Origin of the sequence: Amycolatopsis sp. 505 (assembly GCF_031625235.1) — a bacterium.
GTDB lineage: Bacteria > Actinomycetota > Actinomycetes > Mycobacteriales > Pseudonocardiaceae > Amycolatopsis.
This window is the reverse complement of sequence record NZ_JACKQP010000011.1, coordinates 241,329-254,946: the sequence shown is the minus strand read 5'-3', so window position 1 is coordinate 254,946 and position 13,618 is coordinate 241,329. Positions and strand designations below refer to the sequence as shown.

16 protein-coding genes are annotated in these 13,618 nt (G+C 73.9%); 4 read left to right on the top strand and 12 right to left on the bottom strand.

Translation table 11 applies throughout. From position 1 onward, the window contains the following. Positions 1 to 7: 7 nt before the first annotated feature. From H5965_RS36555 to H5965_RS36540, 4 genes are read right to left on the bottom strand one after another with little or no spacing between them, the layout of a single operon-like run. On the bottom strand, positions 8 to 139 hold the full coding sequence (locus H5965_RS36555; protein ID WP_310975600.1) for a hypothetical protein: 132 nt from the start codon (positions 137 to 139) through the stop codon (positions 8 to 10). A gap of 1 nt (position 140) precedes the next feature. Further along, positions 141 to 695 carry a hemerythrin domain-containing protein gene (locus H5965_RS36550; protein WP_310975599.1) on the bottom strand — a complete coding sequence of 185 codons (555 nt, stop codon included), beginning with the start codon at positions 693 to 695 and terminating at the stop codon, positions 141 to 143. A 59-nt stretch (positions 696 to 754) separates the two neighbouring features. Beyond that, positions 755 to 931: a hypothetical protein gene (locus H5965_RS36545; RefSeq protein ID WP_310975597.1), complete on the bottom strand. Its 177-nt coding sequence runs from the start codon at positions 929 to 931 to the stop codon at positions 755 to 757. Continuing rightward, positions 931 to 1,119: a hypothetical protein gene (locus H5965_RS36540; protein ID WP_310975595.1), complete on the bottom strand. Its 189-nt coding sequence runs from the start codon at positions 1,117 to 1,119 to the stop codon at positions 931 to 933. The genes H5965_RS36545 and H5965_RS36540 overlap by 1 nt, the downstream gene beginning before the upstream one ends. Before the next feature lie 367 nt (positions 1,120 to 1,486). Here H5965_RS36540 and H5965_RS36535 point away from each other — a divergent pair, with 367 nt between their 5' ends. Further along, complete coding sequence (locus H5965_RS36535; protein WP_310975593.1) at positions 1,487 to 2,275, top strand: class I SAM-dependent methyltransferase; 789 nt, start codon at positions 1,487 to 1,489, stop codon at positions 2,273 to 2,275. Here H5965_RS36535 and H5965_RS36530 read toward each other — a convergent pair. The 5 genes from H5965_RS36530 to H5965_RS36510 are packed head-to-tail and all read right to left on the bottom strand — an operon-like array spanning position 2,259 to position 8,007. Further along, positions 2,259 to 2,630 carry a hypothetical protein gene (locus tag H5965_RS36530; protein ID WP_310975592.1) on the bottom strand — a complete coding sequence of 124 codons (372 nt, stop codon included), beginning with the start codon at positions 2,628 to 2,630 and terminating at the stop codon, positions 2,259 to 2,261. The genes H5965_RS36535 and H5965_RS36530 overlap by 17 nt on opposite strands. Positions 2,631 to 2,638: 8 nt before the next feature. Further along, positions 2,639 to 5,797, bottom strand: a complete 3,159-nt coding sequence (locus H5965_RS36525; RefSeq protein WP_310975591.1) for a WXG100 family type VII secretion target — start codon at positions 5,795 to 5,797, stop codon at positions 2,639 to 2,641. Next, on the bottom strand, positions 5,797 to 6,114 hold the full coding sequence (locus H5965_RS36520; RefSeq protein WP_310975589.1) for a hypothetical protein: 318 nt from the start codon (positions 6,112 to 6,114) through the stop codon (positions 5,797 to 5,799). The genes H5965_RS36525 and H5965_RS36520 overlap by 1 nt, the downstream gene beginning before the upstream one ends. Then, positions 6,111 to 6,386 (bottom strand): acyl carrier protein, encoded by a 276-nt coding sequence (locus H5965_RS36515; RefSeq protein ID WP_396136975.1) that lies wholly within the window; start codon positions 6,384 to 6,386, stop codon positions 6,111 to 6,113. The genes H5965_RS36520 and H5965_RS36515 overlap by 4 nt, the downstream gene beginning before the upstream one ends. After that, positions 6,367 to 8,007, bottom strand: a complete 1,641-nt coding sequence (locus H5965_RS36510; RefSeq protein ID WP_310975586.1) for a fatty acyl-AMP ligase — start codon at positions 8,005 to 8,007, stop codon at positions 6,367 to 6,369. The genes H5965_RS36515 and H5965_RS36510 overlap by 20 nt, the downstream gene beginning before the upstream one ends. Positions 8,008 to 8,076: 69 nt before the next feature. On the opposite strand from H5965_RS36510, the gene H5965_RS36505 reads away from it, so the two are divergent. Continuing rightward, complete coding sequence (locus H5965_RS36505; protein ID WP_310975585.1) at positions 8,077 to 8,556, top strand: DUF2087 domain-containing protein; 480 nt, start codon at positions 8,077 to 8,079, stop codon at positions 8,554 to 8,556. On the opposite strand, the gene H5965_RS36500 is transcribed toward H5965_RS36505, so the two are convergent. Further along, the gene (locus H5965_RS36500) at positions 8,520 to 9,488 is read right to left on the bottom strand and encodes a sigma-70 family RNA polymerase sigma factor (RefSeq protein WP_310975583.1); all 969 of its coding nucleotides are present in this window, start codon (positions 9,486 to 9,488) and stop codon (positions 8,520 to 8,522) included. The genes H5965_RS36505 and H5965_RS36500 overlap by 37 nt on opposite strands. A gap of 81 nt (positions 9,489 to 9,569) precedes the next feature. Further along, complete coding sequence (locus H5965_RS36495; protein WP_310975581.1) at positions 9,570 to 10,085, bottom strand: bifunctional nuclease family protein; 516 nt, start codon at positions 10,083 to 10,085, stop codon at positions 9,570 to 9,572. A 161-nt stretch (positions 10,086 to 10,246) separates the two neighbouring features. On the opposite strand from H5965_RS36495, the gene H5965_RS36490 reads away from it, so the two are divergent. Both H5965_RS36490 and H5965_RS36485 read left to right on the top strand, forming a co-directional pair. Next, complete coding sequence (locus H5965_RS36490) at positions 10,247 to 10,720, top strand: SRPBCC family protein (RefSeq protein WP_310975580.1); 474 nt, start codon at positions 10,247 to 10,249, stop codon at positions 10,718 to 10,720. Positions 10,721 to 10,778: 58 nt separating this feature from the next. Then, positions 10,779 to 12,212 carry an MFS transporter gene (locus H5965_RS36485; RefSeq protein ID WP_310975579.1) on the top strand — a complete coding sequence of 478 codons (1,434 nt, stop codon included), beginning with the start codon at positions 10,779 to 10,781 and terminating at the stop codon, positions 12,210 to 12,212. Here the strand turns inward: H5965_RS36485 and H5965_RS36480 are convergent. Beyond that, positions 12,140 to 13,552: a PLP-dependent aminotransferase family protein gene (locus tag H5965_RS36480; protein ID WP_310975578.1), complete on the bottom strand. Its 1,413-nt coding sequence runs from the start codon at positions 13,550 to 13,552 to the stop codon at positions 12,140 to 12,142. The genes H5965_RS36485 and H5965_RS36480 overlap by 73 nt on opposite strands. Between the last annotated feature and the right edge of the window lie 66 nt (positions 13,553 to 13,618).

Sequence of the window (13,618 nt, the reverse complement as noted above, 5' to 3'; positions counted from 1 at the left end):
TACCCACTCAGTCCGGTGCCGACCAGGGCGGGTTCTTCTTCGCCAGTTCCTCGTACTCGGCGACCTCCTGCGGCGTCGGGTCGAGGCCGGCTTCTTCGGCGAATTCCTCCGGGTCGGTGTCGTCGTCGGGCTCGGTCACGTCAGCCTCCCAGCGCGCCGCGGATGAGGTCGCGGGCGCGGTCCATGATCGCCGCGGGCGGGCCCAGCAGCAGGTTCGCTTTCGCGCTCTCGACGCCGGGGTGCGGCCGGGTCGGCCCGACCGCTTCGGCCACCTTGGCGGTCGCGGCCATCGCGCGCAGCCGCTCCGGCGGGCGGTGGGCCCGCAGCAGCGGGAACTCCTCGCGCTCCTCGTGCTCGGCGTGCGCGAGGACGTCTTCGCGCAGCTGGACGAGCAGGGTGTCGAAGCCGTCGGCTTCCGGGCCCATCTTCTGCAGGGTGGTCAGCAGTTCCTTGGCCCGGTGCTCCTCGCCCAGCCGCGCGTCGACGACGGGTTCCGCCGCGGGCTCGAGGTCGCGGATCTCGGGGTGCACGACCAGTTCCTCCGCCGTCTCGTGCACGGCCAGCAGCCGCACGAGGTCGTGGAACAGGTCCCGCCGGCGCTCGCCTTCCGCGGTTTCCAGCGCGGCGAACAGCTCGCGGATCTCCCGGTGCTGCCGCTGCAGCAACTCGATGACGTCCTCGTCGTGCTCCGCCATGAACGGCCTCCTCCGTGCTCGTTGCTCGGTCGGAAGCGGCGTTCCCCGTCCCGGCCGGGTTACTCGTCGCGCCGGGCGACTGTGAGCCACAGCGCGCCGGCGACGGTCGCGACGAAGCCGGCGAGGGTCCACCAGGACCACCCGCCGAAGAAGGCGACGACGAGCCCGACGGCGAGCAGCACGCCCCCGCCGATCGAGGCGGTGTCTTCGTGCCCGGCGCGGGCGGTGAAGGCCATCAGCTCGCCCGCCCGTCGACGGCGGCCACGACGAGCGCGGCGCACCGCGCCACGGTCAGGCCTCTTTCTTTCGCCATGGAGACCAGGGCGGCGTGCGCGGCCGGACGGCTGAGCCCTTGCGCGGCAAGGACTTCCAGTGCCAGGCCGACGACGTCGGTGGCGGGCGGGGTGGCGGTGCGCAGGGGCATCGGAAGACCTCCGGCTCGGTCGGCGGCGCAACGAACGCGACCGGATACCCCGCCGCGCCGGGTTTCACACCCCTACCGAACCCGGTGGAGTGATGGGCGTTCAACTCCCCTCTTGCGGCGACGCGAGCGGCCGGGCTGACTCCCCACGCTCACCCGGCGGCAACCGGCCATTCTCTCGCCGGCGGCACCGCGCAGCCGAACCCCGGGCGACCACGTCATCGTCCCGTCGCCCAGGGCCGGGTGCTCCCGGCGCATCGCGAGCGCCGCGCGGTACCGGCCGAGCATGCGTCGGCGCGGGTGCGGCCGGGCCGCTCCCGCGCCGGCGCGGAACCGGTCGTCCGTGGTTCCGGGTATCTACGCTGGGGACGTGACCGACGCGTGGGAATGGGATCCGTCCCTCTATTCGGGCAGTGCGGCGTACTACGCGCGAGGACGAGCGGCTTATCCCGCGGAGCTCGCCACCGCTTTCGCCGGAGAACTCGGCTTGGACGGAACGGGACGGCTGCTCGACGTCGGCTGCGGGCCGGGGTCGCTGACGCTGCTGCTGGCCGGGCTGTTCGAGGAAGCCGTCGGGCTCGACGCCGACGGAGACATGCTCGCCGAGGCGAGCCGGCTCGCGGCGGGCGCCGGGAACTGCCGGTGGGTGCGCCGGCGCGCGGAGGAGCTGCCCGCCGGGCTGGGGCGGTTCCGGCTGGTCACCTTCGCGCAGTCGTTCCACTGGTTCGACCGGCCCCGCGTCGCCGCCGCGGTGCGCGGAATGCTGGCGCCGGACGGGGTTTGCGCCCACGTGCACGCGTCGACGCACGAGTCCGTGCACCCGGCGATCGAGGAACTGGTGCGCGAGTACCTCGGCCCGGTGCGGCGCGCGGGACGTGGGACGCTGCCGGCCGGGACGCCCGGGAACGAGGCGGACGTCTACCGCGCGGCGGGCTTCCACGGGCCGCGGCGGTTCGAGGTGCCGGGCCGGGTCGTGACCCGGACGGCCGACGAGGTCGTCGCCGGGGTGTTTTCGCTGTCGAGCTCGGCCCCGCACCTGTTCGGCGACCGGCGGGCCGAGTTCGAGGCGAACCTGCGGCGGCGGCTGGCCCCGGCGGAGACGTTCACCGTGCGGTTGCGCGAGATCGCCGTCGACCTGTGGTTCACCAGGGGTTGTTGAAGTCCTCGTCCTCTTCGACGGCGGCCCGGGGCCGGCGGGCGGCCCGCGGTTCGCCGCGCACCGGCGGCGGCGCCGATTGCGGTGCCGGTTCGAAGCCGGCGGAGTAGGCCTCGGCGTCGAAGGCGGACGCCGGTTCGGCGTGCGACCGGTCGGTGCTCCAACCGGACTTCGTCTTGCGCTGGGCCATTTCCCGGACGTGCTGGACGTACCGCTCGGCCGCCTGGACCTGCTTGGTCATGTACTCGTGGGAACGCGCCTTGATCTCCTCGCCCTGCTGTTCGCGCAGGGCACGGCGATCGGCCTGTTCGCGCACGAGGCCGTCGAGCTCGGCTTTCATGCCGGCGATGTCGGTCATGCGTCCTCCTACCAGGTCCGGGCGGACGGCGGGTCTTCGTCGTCGAGGGAGCCGATGATCCGCCGCCCGGGCTCGCCGAGGTTGTCGAAGACAGCGCCTTCGATGCGGTAGGCCGGGGCGCGGCGTTCGGTGTCGCCCCCGCCGCCCTGGGCGCCGCCCATCGCCCCCATGCCGGGCATGCCGGCCATCGAGGAGCCGGACGCGCCGGACGGCCCGGTGGCGCCGGCCGCCGACGCGAAGGCGGGCTGCGGCGAGGCGGGGACCGCACCGGTGTGGGCGCCGCCGGAGACGGGCGAGTCGCCGAGGCCGGCGGGTTCGAAGCCGGCGCCCGACAAGCCGGCGCCGCCGTGGGAGCCGCCGCCGATGCCGGCCGGGTGGGCGCCGCCACCGCCGCCCCCGTGCGAGCCGCCGCCCGGGGAACTGTCGCCGCCCGGAGTGCCCGAGTCGCCGCCGGCGTGGTGCGAGCCGTCGCCGGCGGCGTGGTGCTCGCCTCGGGTGGGCGAGGTCGGGTCGCCGTGGTCGCCGCCGGGCGAGCTCGAATCGCCGAAGGTGCTGCCGTGCGCACCGTCACCGCCGTCGTCGGGTGCGAGGTCCTCGAGGGTTCCGCGGTGGGTGGGCAGGTCGTCGAGGCGCTTCTCCGGCGTGTCGCCGAGGGCGCCGGCCGGCTTGTCGTCCTCGCCCAGGGTGTACGTGGTCGGGGTGCCCTTGCCGTCGTCGACCGTGACCACCGTGGGGCCGTCCGGGCCGTCGGGGCGCTCGGCCGTGATCTCGAGTTCGCCGTCGCGGATGTGGATCTTGCCGTCCGGACCGGGGCGGTACGTGTCGGCGTCCGTCCCTTGTGGACCGTCGGCCGGCTTGCCGTCGGACCAGTCGAGCTTGAAGTCCTTCGGGTCGCCCGGTCCGTCGCCGACCTTGATGTCCATCTTGCCGTCGTGGTCCGGCTCGGTCATCTCGAAGGTCTTGTCGCCCTGCTTGACCTTCAGGACGTCCCGCTCGTCGTCGCCCTTGCCGTCGCCCTTGTCGTCGCCGAGGAGGCCGTCCGGCTTGCCGTCCGGATCCGTCTCGATGCCCGGGCCGCCGAACTCCTTCAGCGCGTCCGCGGCCTTCTTCTTCGCGTCCTCCGCGGCCTGCTCGGCCGCTGCTTTGCCGTCGTCACCCGAACCCGATCCCGAACCCGAGCCGCCGCCCGCACCGTCGCCGGACTCCGTTTCGATGCCCGGACCGCTGAACTCCTTCAGCGCGTCCGCGGCCTTCTTCTTGGCCGCTTCGGCAGCCGCGGCCGCGGCGTCCTGGCCGCTGTCGGACGGCGGCGGCACCGAAGACGGTGTCGTGCCGTCGGATCCCGGACCGCCACCCGAGCCCGAACCGCCGCCCGAACCCGAACCGCCGCCCGAACCGAGTCCGGCACCGGCTCCGGATTCGGTCTCGATGCCCGGGCCGCTGAACTGCTTCAACGCGTCCGCGGCCTTCTGCTTCGCCGCCTCGGCCTCCTGGGCCGCCTGCTGCTTGGCCGCCTCCGCCGCCGCGGCCGCGCCGTCGTCCTGGCCGCCCGCCGAGCCCGAACCACCGCCGCCCGGGCCGCCGGACGGCGTGGACGTGTCGGGGATCGGCGGCACCGAACCGCCGCCGGACCCGGAGCCACCGCCCGAACCCGAGCCACTGCCGCCGCCCGCCCCGCTCGGCAGGTCGACCCCCGAGCCGCCACCGGACCCGGAACCGCCGCCCGGCGCCCCGGACCCCGAGCCCGTCTCGGGGATCGGCGGCACCGCGCCGCCGGAACCCGATCCGCCCGAGCCGGAGCCACCGCCGGGCACACCCGCGCCCGAGCTACCGCTCCCGGCGCCACCCGAGCCCGAGCCGGCGCCACCACCCGAGCCGCCCCCGAACCCGGAGCCGCCCGTGCCCGCACCGGAACCACCAGGGCCGCCACCGGCGCCACCGGCCGTGCCGGAACCGCCGGGACCACCCGTCGAGCCCGGCCCGCCGGGCAGCGAAACGCCCTCGAACTCGTTCCGGATCCCGCCCATCACCTTGTCGAGCGCGTCGTACGCCTGGTCGACCAGGTCCTTCGTGTCCTTGCAGGTCTTCGCGAAGCCCTGGTACAGCCGGTCCCACATGTCCGGGTTGAACTGGTTCTGCACCCACTGCTTGGCGAGGTCCTGGCCGTGCTTCTTGATCTCGTCGCCGTCGCAGCAGCCCTGGTCGTTGAGCGTCTTGACCAGGTTGGTCCCGAAGTTGAGGTCCATCCAGCCGGCGATCTGGGCGAGGTCCTGCTCGTTGCCGTGCTCGCCGTTGGCGACGGCGACGACCTTCTGCGCCATCGTGTAGTCGGCCTTGCCGACCAGATCGGTGTACATCCCGATCACCGCGTCGGCCTTGCCCTTGCACAGCTGGAACACCGTGGTGGCCGTGTTCAGCGTCGCCTCGCTCGCGTTGCCGAGCGTCTGGGACAGCTTCGCCGCCTTGGGCTGGATCTTGTCGTTGTAGGTGTCCGACGCGGCGTCGGCACCCGCGCCGCTCCAGCTGCCGAACAGGGTGCCCAGCTGGGAGCCGGTGTCCTCGAGCGTCCGGTCGACCGTCTCCGACCCGCGCTTGAAGTGCCCGGCGTCGGCGACGAAGTCCGCGAAGCTGATCCCGCGCTGCTCGTCGAACGGCGTGCGGATGTCCTTGTCGAGGTCGAGCGCGCGGGTGTTGCCGCGGCAGTCGGCCGGGATCTTCGCCAGCAGCGACCCGAACGTCTCGAACAGCTTGAGCGCGGGCGCGGCCGCGTCGAAGATCTCGTCGGACGTCTTCGTCCCGGAGCCGGCGCCCCCGTCCTCGGCGGCCGCGGGCGGCTTCGTCTCGTCGAGCTTCTTCTTGCCGTCGTCGACGGCCTTCTTCTCCTGGTCCTCGTTGTAGCTGTTCTGGTCGCCGCTCTTCTTCGCCTTGTCGTAGGCCTCGTCGACCGACTGGCCGGCGAACAGCGGGTTCGCGTTGAACGCGTGCGCGTACTTCTCGGCTTCCTGCCGCTTCTGCTTGATCTCGTCCGGCTCCTGGTCGGCCAGGAACGGCGGCGGTGGCGGGTTTTCCCGCAGCCAGCTGCTGATCAGCGCGCTCTTCTGCGCCGGCGGCACGCTCGGGTCGTCCAGGACCGCCTTGACGTCGGACCAGTTCTTCTTGTCGGCCATCAGAGCGAGCCCCCGGCGTTCGTGATCGCGCCCGCCTGGTTCTCCTCGTTGGCGCCGTAGCTCGACCCGGCGGTGCCGAGGTTCGTGCCGAACGAGCCGAGGGTGCTGCTGTAGCCGGAGACCGCGGCCCACAGCGCCTGCGCGCCGGCGGTGTACTTGGTCGCGTGGGCACCGTGCGCCCGGCCGAACTTCTCCGCCGTCACCTGTGCCGTCTGCAGGTCCGGGTTGTCGTCCAGCAGGTGTTCCGCCAGGTCCCCGATGGTCTTGGACGCCGTCGACAACGCCTCGGTCGTCGCGGTGTACCCCCCGCCGCTCATTTCCGCGCCTCTCCTGAAGATCCTCGAGTTCCCAGTGCTTCCGCCAGCACGGCCGCCACGGACCCCACGTCGGTGAACCGGTCGAGCCGGTCCAGGTCGATCGTCACCCCGTAATAGACCTCCAGCGCCGCCAGCAGCTTGATCCGGCCCTTCGAGTCGATGCCCAGCTCCTCCAGGGGTGCATCGGGCTCGACGAGAGCCGGGTCGAGCCGGAAGGTGTCGCAGACGACCTTCGTGACCTCGGCGCGGTGATCACCCACAGTCGTCACCATAACGTGCCTTCGCGGCGGACCGGGCGACTTTGCCGCTCGATGTGCGCGGAAGTCCACCGGAAGGGACCAGACGTACCGCGCGCAGCGTCAGACCGTGTTCGCGGGAGACCGCGCGCAGCACCGCCCGGGTCACCTCCCGGTCGTCGGCGTCGGCTCCGCGCACCCGCTCGGCCACCACCACCGCGCCCTCGCCGCCGGCGTCCGAGACGCCGAACGCGGCGACGCGGTCGCGGCGGACCGCCGGGTGGGCCTCCCCCGCCGCCGCCTCGATGTCCTGCGGGTGGAAGTTGCGGCCGTCGATGACGATCAGGTCCTTGAGCCGCCCGGTGATGTAGAGGTCGCCGCGGTGGACGACGCCGAGGTCGCCGGTGCGCAGCCAGCCGCCGAGGCCGTCGAGCTCGGCCCCGAACGCGGCGGCGTCGCCGCGGCCCCAGTAGCCGTCCGCGACGTTCGGGCCGTGCACCCAGATCTCGCCGACCAGGCCTTCGGGCTGTTCCCGGCCGTCCTGGACGATCCGGACCAGCTGCCCGACGGGACGGCCGACCGAGACGAGTTCCTGGCCGCCGTCGGTTTCGACGGCCCGGCCCTGCGCGAGGGCTTCGCGGTCGAACACCGCGCCGCGCGGCCCCTCCTCGCCCGCGCTGGCGACGTACACGGTGGCTTCGGCGAGCCCGTAGGACGGCCGGTGCGCCGCACGCGGGAAGCCGCGCGGCCCGAACACCTCGTGGAACCGCTCGATCGTGCCCGGCCGGACGGGTTCGCTGCCGTTCAGCGCGACCCGGACGTCCGAGAGGTCGAGGTCTTCGCCGGTGTCGGCGTCGGCCGCGAGGTCGTAGGCGAAGTTCGGCGCGGCGGTGAAGACCGCGGGGTGGTCCGCCAGCTGCCGCAGCCACCGCGCCGGCCGGTGCACGAACTCGGCCGGGGCCATGAACACCGCCCGGCCACCGGAGTAGACCGGCAGGCACAGCAGCTGGATCAAGCCCATGTCGTGGAAGAACGGGATCCAGCCGGCGCAGGTGGTGCCCTCGTCGACCTGGTAGGCGAGGCTGCCCTGCCAGCAGGCGGCGACGATCGCCCGGTGCGGGATCACCGCACCGGCGGGCTCACGCGTCGAGCCGGACGTGTACTGCAGGTAGGCCGGGCTGTCCGGGGTCACCGGCACCGGGTCGGCGCCCGGCCCGGTGAGGGCGTCGACCACCACGACGTGCTCGTGCGCGGGCAGGCGCGCCACCTCGGCCGACGACGTCAGCCAGACCCGGGCGCCGGAATCGGCCAGGACGCCGGCGAGCCGGTCGGCCTGCGCGGGGTTCGCGGGCACCATCAGCGGGACGGCGATCAGCCCGGCGGCCAGCGCGCCGAAGAAAGCGAGGGGGTAGGCGAGTTCCTGGCCGGCGAGGATCGCCACGCGCTCCCCCGGCGTGGCCACCCGGCGCAGCTCGCCGGCCACCACGCGGACCCGGGCGGCGAACTCCGCCCACGTCAGCGTGTGTTCCACGCCGTGGGCGTGGTCCTGGTGGGTGAACAGCGGCCGGTCGTCACCGGCACGGGCGAACAGCAGCTCCACGATCGAGGTGCGCAGCACGGCCTCGGGCACGGTCGCCGGTGCGGTCGGACGAGGCACGCTGCGCAACCTACCGGCCCTCCGAAACCGGGTTCACCCCCGGGGCGAGCGCGGGTACGGTCGCAGACCATGGCCGTACCGGAAGCGCTGGTCTCCGCACTCGCGGACGAGGACCGGCTGCAGCTCTTCGCCCGCATCTGCACCGCCCCCGACGGCCTCGAGGCGGCCCACGCCCCGGCCAAGCTCGTCAAGCGGCTCGTCGGCGCGGGGCTCGTCGCCGAAGCCGGCGGCCGCTACCGGGCCGTGCCGACGGTGTTCCGCGACGCGCTCGCCAAGGCTCCGGTCGACCCGCTCGACGCCCTCTTCCGCCACGGGCGGCTCGTCTCCATCCCGCACTCGGGCAAGCGGCGGCAGCTGCTGCTCGACTACCTGGCCGAGCGCTTCGAGCCGGGCCGGCTCTACACCGAGCAGGACGTCCGCGAGAAGCTGTCGATGGTCCACGACGACCACGCGACGCTGCGCCGCTACCTGGTCGACGAAGGTCTCCTGCAGCGCAGCAACGACGGCGGCGCCTACGGCCGTCCCTCGGAAGCCCGCGCCGCCGGCTGAGTCGCCGGGAGGTCGAACAGCGCGAGGACGCCCGGGTCGGCGAACACGACGTTGTGCGCGATCCGCCCGTCCCGCACGGTGAGCACCTGCAGGGTGTGCAGCCGGAACACGCCGGTGTCGTCGCGGCAGTACGCCACGAGCGCGGGCCGTCCGTTGGCGGCCGTGCGCGTCAGGCGCCACTCCGGGCCGCGCATCCCGAACAGGCGGTCCATGAACCGGCCGTAGTCGTCGCGGCCGCGGAACCACAGCGGCACCGGCGGCATCTCCAGCACGACGTCGTCGGTGAGCAGCTCGACGAGACCGGCGACATCGGCGCGTTCGAACGCGCGCACATAGCGGTCGAGCGCCGCTTCGACCGCGGTGTCGTCCGGTTCGGGCACCTCGTCCGCCGACAGGTCGCCGAGGCCGGCGCGGGCGCGCTGCAGGGCGCTGTTGACCGCGGCCGGCGTCGTGTCGAGGAAGCCGGCCACCTCCGCCGCGGTGAACTCCAGGACGTCCCGCAGGATCAGCACCGCGCGCTGTTTCGGCGGCAGCGTCTGCATCGCCGCCAGCAGCGCCAGCCGGAGCGTGCCGCGGCGGGCGAGGCGGTGGCCCGGGTCGTCGAGAAGGGCGTCCGGGAACGGGTGCAGCCAGGGGATTTCGAACGACGGCGTCAGCGGCGCGCCCGGATCGTCGCTCGGGCCGCCGAGCCCGGACGGCAGCGGCCGCCGGGCGCGCCCTTCCAGCGCGGTGAGGCAGGCGTTGGTGGCGATCCGGTAGAGCCAGGTGCGCACCGAGGCGCGGGCCGGGTCGTAGCCGTCCCACGCCTTCCAGGCGCGGACCAGCGTGTCCTGCACCAGGTCTTCGGCTTCGTGGACCGAGCCGAGCATGCGGTAGCAGTGCGCCAGCAGCTCACGCCGGTGCGGTTCGGTGCGCGTCGCGAAGTCCTGCATCGTTCTCCCGTCGCCCGCGGCTTCCGGTGGGTGTACCGGCGCCGCCACCGGAACTCATCGGTCCGGCGGGAGAAGATTCTCTTACCGGTCGTCGAAGTCCTCCGGCCGCAGGCCGTCGAGCTCGGCGCGGAACCGCTCGACCTCGGCTTCGGTGTCCAGCACGTCGGCGGCCGGGCCCTCGGTCTCCTGCTCCACCTCGAGCTGCACGGACGCGACGTCCAGCACCTCTTCGGCGACGCGGATGGGCGCGCCCTGGCGCAGGCCGAGCGCGACCGCGTCGCTGGGGCGGGCCGACACGCGGGTACCGGAAGCGAGCACGAGGTCGGCGTAGAAGATGCCGTCCCGCACCTCGGTCAGCTCGACGGCGGCGAGGCCCTGGCCGAACGCGGCGAGGACGTCGCCGAGCAGCTCGATGGTGCCGGGGCGCGGCTGCGCGATCTGTTCCCGCGCGCGCACGAGGGCCTCGGCCTCGCCGTACCCGATCATGATCGCCAGCCACCGGCGTGCGCCCTCCGGTTCGCGCAGCAGCATCAGGGGCGCCTCACCGGGCACCGGAACGGCCATCCCCACCACTTCGATCGGGATCACGCTGACCACCGCACCCTCCGTGTCGTGGGACTGCTCCGCGCGCGTAATACCCAGAACAGGGGGTTCACAACCCGATCCGGGCGGTGCGTTTTCCCGGGCGGGCTCTTCTCGGCTGCGGACTCCGCTCCGGCGCCTTGCCCGGCCACCGCGGCCGCTGTCACCGTCGGAGCGTGGAGCCGACGATTTCGCGCAGTGTGACCGTTTCCGCCGATCCGGGCACGGTGTGGTCGTGGGTCACCGACCTGCCGCGGATGGGCGAGCTGAGCCCGGAGAACGTCGGCGGCCGGTGGCTGGACGGCACCGGGCCGGCCCTCGGCGCGCGGTTCCGCGGCCGCAACCGCAACGGCGAGCTGCAGTGGTGGACCCGGGTGCGGGTGGTGGCGTTCGAGCCGGGCCGCCGGTTCGCCTTCGACGTGCGCACGCCGTTCGGCTCGCGGGTCTCGCGGTGGGAGTACGTGCTGGCGCCGGCCGCGAACGGCTGCGTCGTCACCGAGAACTGGTACCGGATCGGCAGCTGGGTGGTGCGGAAGTTCATGGGGCCGCGGGTCACCGGCCGCGCCGACCGCCCCGGGTACAACGTCCGGTCGATCGAGCACACCCTCGCGGCGCTGCAGGCCCGCGCCGAGGAGCGCGCCGCCGCCTGAGTCTCTTGTTGAAACCCACCCGGTCCAGCTAGGTTGCTTTATTGAACCTAGGAGGACCATGACTCCCGCCCCGCCGAAGCCCGGCCTCGTGCTGCTCGTCGTCTCGACGGCCGCGTTCCTGGCGAGCCTGGACACGTTCATCGTCACGATCGCCTTCCCCGGCATCCGGGCCGCGTTCCCCGGCGACGACCTGGCGACCCTGTCGTGGGTGCTCAACGGCTACACGGTGCTGTTCGCCGCCTGCCTCGCCCCGGCCGGGCGCCTGGCCGACCGCTACGGCCGCCGCCGGCTGTTCCTCGCCGGCGTCGCGGTGTTCACCCTCGCTTCGGCCGCCTGCGCCGCCGCGCCTTCGATCCCCGTGCTGATCGCCTTCCGCGCGGTGCAGGCGATCGGTGCCGCGCTCGTCATGCCGACGTCGCTGGCCCTGTTGCTGACGGCGTTCCCGCCGCACCGGCGGCCCCTCGCCGTCGGCGTCTGGGCGTCGGTGGGCGCGGCGGCCGCGGCGCTCGGCCCGCCGGTCGGCGGCCTGCTCGTCGAGGCGTCCTGGCGCTGGGTGTTCCTGGTGAACCTGCCGATCTGCGCGGTGACCCTGCTGGCCGGGCCGCGGCTGCTGCGCGAGTCGCGGGACACGTCGACCGGCGTCCCCGACGTCCTGGGTGCGGCGGGACTGCTGGTGGGCGTCGGCGCGCTGGCGTACGCGCTGGTCGAGGCGTCCGACCGCGGCTGGGGCGCGCAGCCGGTGCTGCTGGCGTTCGCGGTGGCCGCCGTCGCGCTGGCCTGGGTCCCGCTGCGCTCGGCGCGGCACCCGGTGCCGGTGCTGGACCTCCCGGCGTTGCGCGTGCCGACGCTGTGGCTGGCCTGCCTCACCACCGGGGTGTTCGCGGCCGGGTTCGCGGCGATGCTGTTCGGCAACGTGCTGTTCCTGACCTCGATCTGGCACGACTCGATCCTGGTGGCCGGGCTGTCCCTCGCCCCGGGCCCGCTGGTGGTGGTCGGAGTGTCGGTCCTCGGCGGCCGGTTCGTGCACCGCTCCGGGCCCGGCCCGGTCGTCGCCCTCGGCGGTGTCGCGTTCGGCGCCGGCGCGCTGATCTGGTTGCTGCGCATGGGATCGACGCCGGACTACGCCGCGTCGATGCTGCCCGGCCAGCTGCTGACCGGCCTCGGCGTCGGGCTGATCCTGCCGAGCCTGTCGGGAGTGGTGGGCACGGTCCTGCCGCCGTCCCGCTGGGGCGCGGGCTCGTCGATGGTGAACACGGCCCGGCAGATCGGCACGGTCCTGGGCACCGCGGTGCTCGTCGCGGTCTTCGCGGGAACGCCGGATCTGGCGGATTTCCGCCGCGGCTGGCTGATGATCCTGACGACCGCGGCGCTCACCGGCGCGGGCGGGATCCTGCTCGCCCTGCGCCGGCGGACCGACCACTACGCCGAACCCCAGGCCTCGTCCAGCACCGCGAGCCCGGCGTCGATGCTCTCCAGGGGGATCGAGCCGTAGCCGAGGACCACGCCCTGGCGCGGGAAACCGCCGCAGAGGTCGGACAGCGTCTGGATCGCCGCCCCGGCCGCGGCCGCGCGGGCCGCGATCGGGTCCAGGTCCGCCTCAGTACCGGCCAGTGCGCACAGATGGAGGCCCGCCGCCGACGGCACCGGGCTGAGCCGGCCCGCGAAAACCCGTTCCAGGGTCGTCGTGATGCGCTCGTGGCGGTCCGCGTAGACCTTCGTCGCCCGGCGGAGGTGGCGGGCGAACAGGCCTTCGTCGATGAACCCCGCCAGCGCGGCCTGGGCGGGCAGGTCGCCGTGCCAGCCCGACAGCTGCCGGGCGTGGTGCAGCGCGTCGCGCAGGGACGCCGGGGCGATCAGGAAACCCAGGCGCAGCATGGGAAGCAGCGTCTTCGAGAACGACCCGACGTAGGCCACCCGGCCGTCGCGGTCCAGGCTCTGCAGGGGTTCCAGCGGCCGGTCGGAGAACCGGAATTCGCTGTCGTAGTCGTCTTCGACGACGACCGCGCCGGCGCGCTCGGCCCACGCCAGGAGCGCCGTGCGCCGGGCGAGGGACATCGGCGTGCCGAGCGGGAACTGGTGCGACGGCGTGACGTACACGAGCTTCGTGCGCGGCGGCAGCGCGGCGACGTCGAGGCCTTCGCCGTCCACCGGCACTCCGACGACTTCGGCGCCGTGCGAGGCGAACAGCAGCCTGGCCATCCGGTAGCCCGGCTCTTCGACGGCAACGCGGTCACCCGGTTCGAGCAGCACCCGGGCCAGCAGGTCGAGGGCCTGCTGGGCGCCCTGGGTGACGAGCACGTCGCCGGCGTCGGCGCGCACCGAACGGGAGACGCCGACGTGCCGGGCGATCGCCGCGCGCAGCCCGGGGTGGCCGCCGGGCTCGGCGTAGTGGGCGAACCCGGCGGTGTCCCGGAGTTCCCGCGCGAGCAGGCGCCGCCAGGTGTCCAGAGGGAACAGCGTGGCGTCGGGGATGCCGACGCGGAAGTCGAACACCGGGTCGGGCGCCGCGGCCGCCGGGGGCGGGAGCGATCGCCACACCGCCTTCGGCTGCGGCCCGCGCGCCGAGGGGGCCCGGCGCGGCTTCGGGGCCGGGAGTTCCGCGCAGACGTACGTGCCCGCGCCGGCGCGACCGGTGAGGAAGCCGTCGGCGGTGAGGCGGTCGTAGGCGACCGCGACGGTGTTGCGCGAGACGGCCAGGCGCCGGGCCAGTTCCCGCGTCGGCGGCAGCCGCTCCCCCGCGCGCAGCCTGCCGTCGAGGACGGCGTCACGCAGCTGGCGATAGATGCGGACGCTGAGGTCGCCGCGGCCGGCCAGGCTGACGTGGAAGTCCATCAGGCGAGCCTATATTGGCCCAATCGACCGGTCGAGAATTGGATCTGGGATCGGGCCAAGTTCCGC

Coding starts and splice junctions, on each gene's coding strand:
- H5965_RS36550 (WP_310975599.1), bottom strand. CDS start 695: ATGGCGGAGCACGACGAGGACGTCATCGAGTTGCTGCAGCGGCAGCAC.
- H5965_RS36545 (WP_310975597.1), bottom strand. CDS start 931: ATGGCCTTCACCGCCCGCGCCGGGCACGAAGACACCGCCTCGATCGGC.
- H5965_RS36540 (WP_310975595.1), bottom strand. CDS start 1,119: ATGCCCCTGCGCACCGCCACCCCGCCCGCCACCGACGTCGTCGGCCTG.
- H5965_RS36530 (WP_310975592.1), bottom strand. CDS start 2,630: ATGACCGACATCGCCGGCATGAAAGCCGAGCTCGACGGCCTCGTGCGC.
- H5965_RS36525 (WP_310975591.1), bottom strand. CDS start 5,797: ATGGCCGACAAGAAGAACTGGTCCGACGTCAAGGCGGTCCTGGACGAC.
- H5965_RS36520 (WP_310975589.1), bottom strand. CDS start 6,114: ATGAGCGGCGGGGGGTACACCGCGACGACCGAGGCGTTGTCGACGGCG.
- H5965_RS36515 (WP_396136975.1), bottom strand. CDS start 6,386: ATGGTGACGACTGTGGGTGATCACCGCGCCGAGGTCACGAAGGTCGTC.
- H5965_RS36505 (WP_310975585.1), top strand. CDS start 8,077: ATGGCCGTACCGGAAGCGCTGGTCTCCGCACTCGCGGACGAGGACCGG.
- H5965_RS36500 (WP_310975583.1), bottom strand. CDS start 9,488: ATGCAGGACTTCGCGACGCGCACCGAACCGCACCGGCGTGAGCTGCTG.
- H5965_RS36485 (WP_310975579.1), top strand. CDS start 10,779: ATGACTCCCGCCCCGCCGAAGCCCGGCCTCGTGCTGCTCGTCGTCTCG.
- H5965_RS36480 (WP_310975578.1), bottom strand. CDS start 13,552: ATGGACTTCCACGTCAGCCTGGCCGGCCGCGGCGACCTCAGCGTCCGC.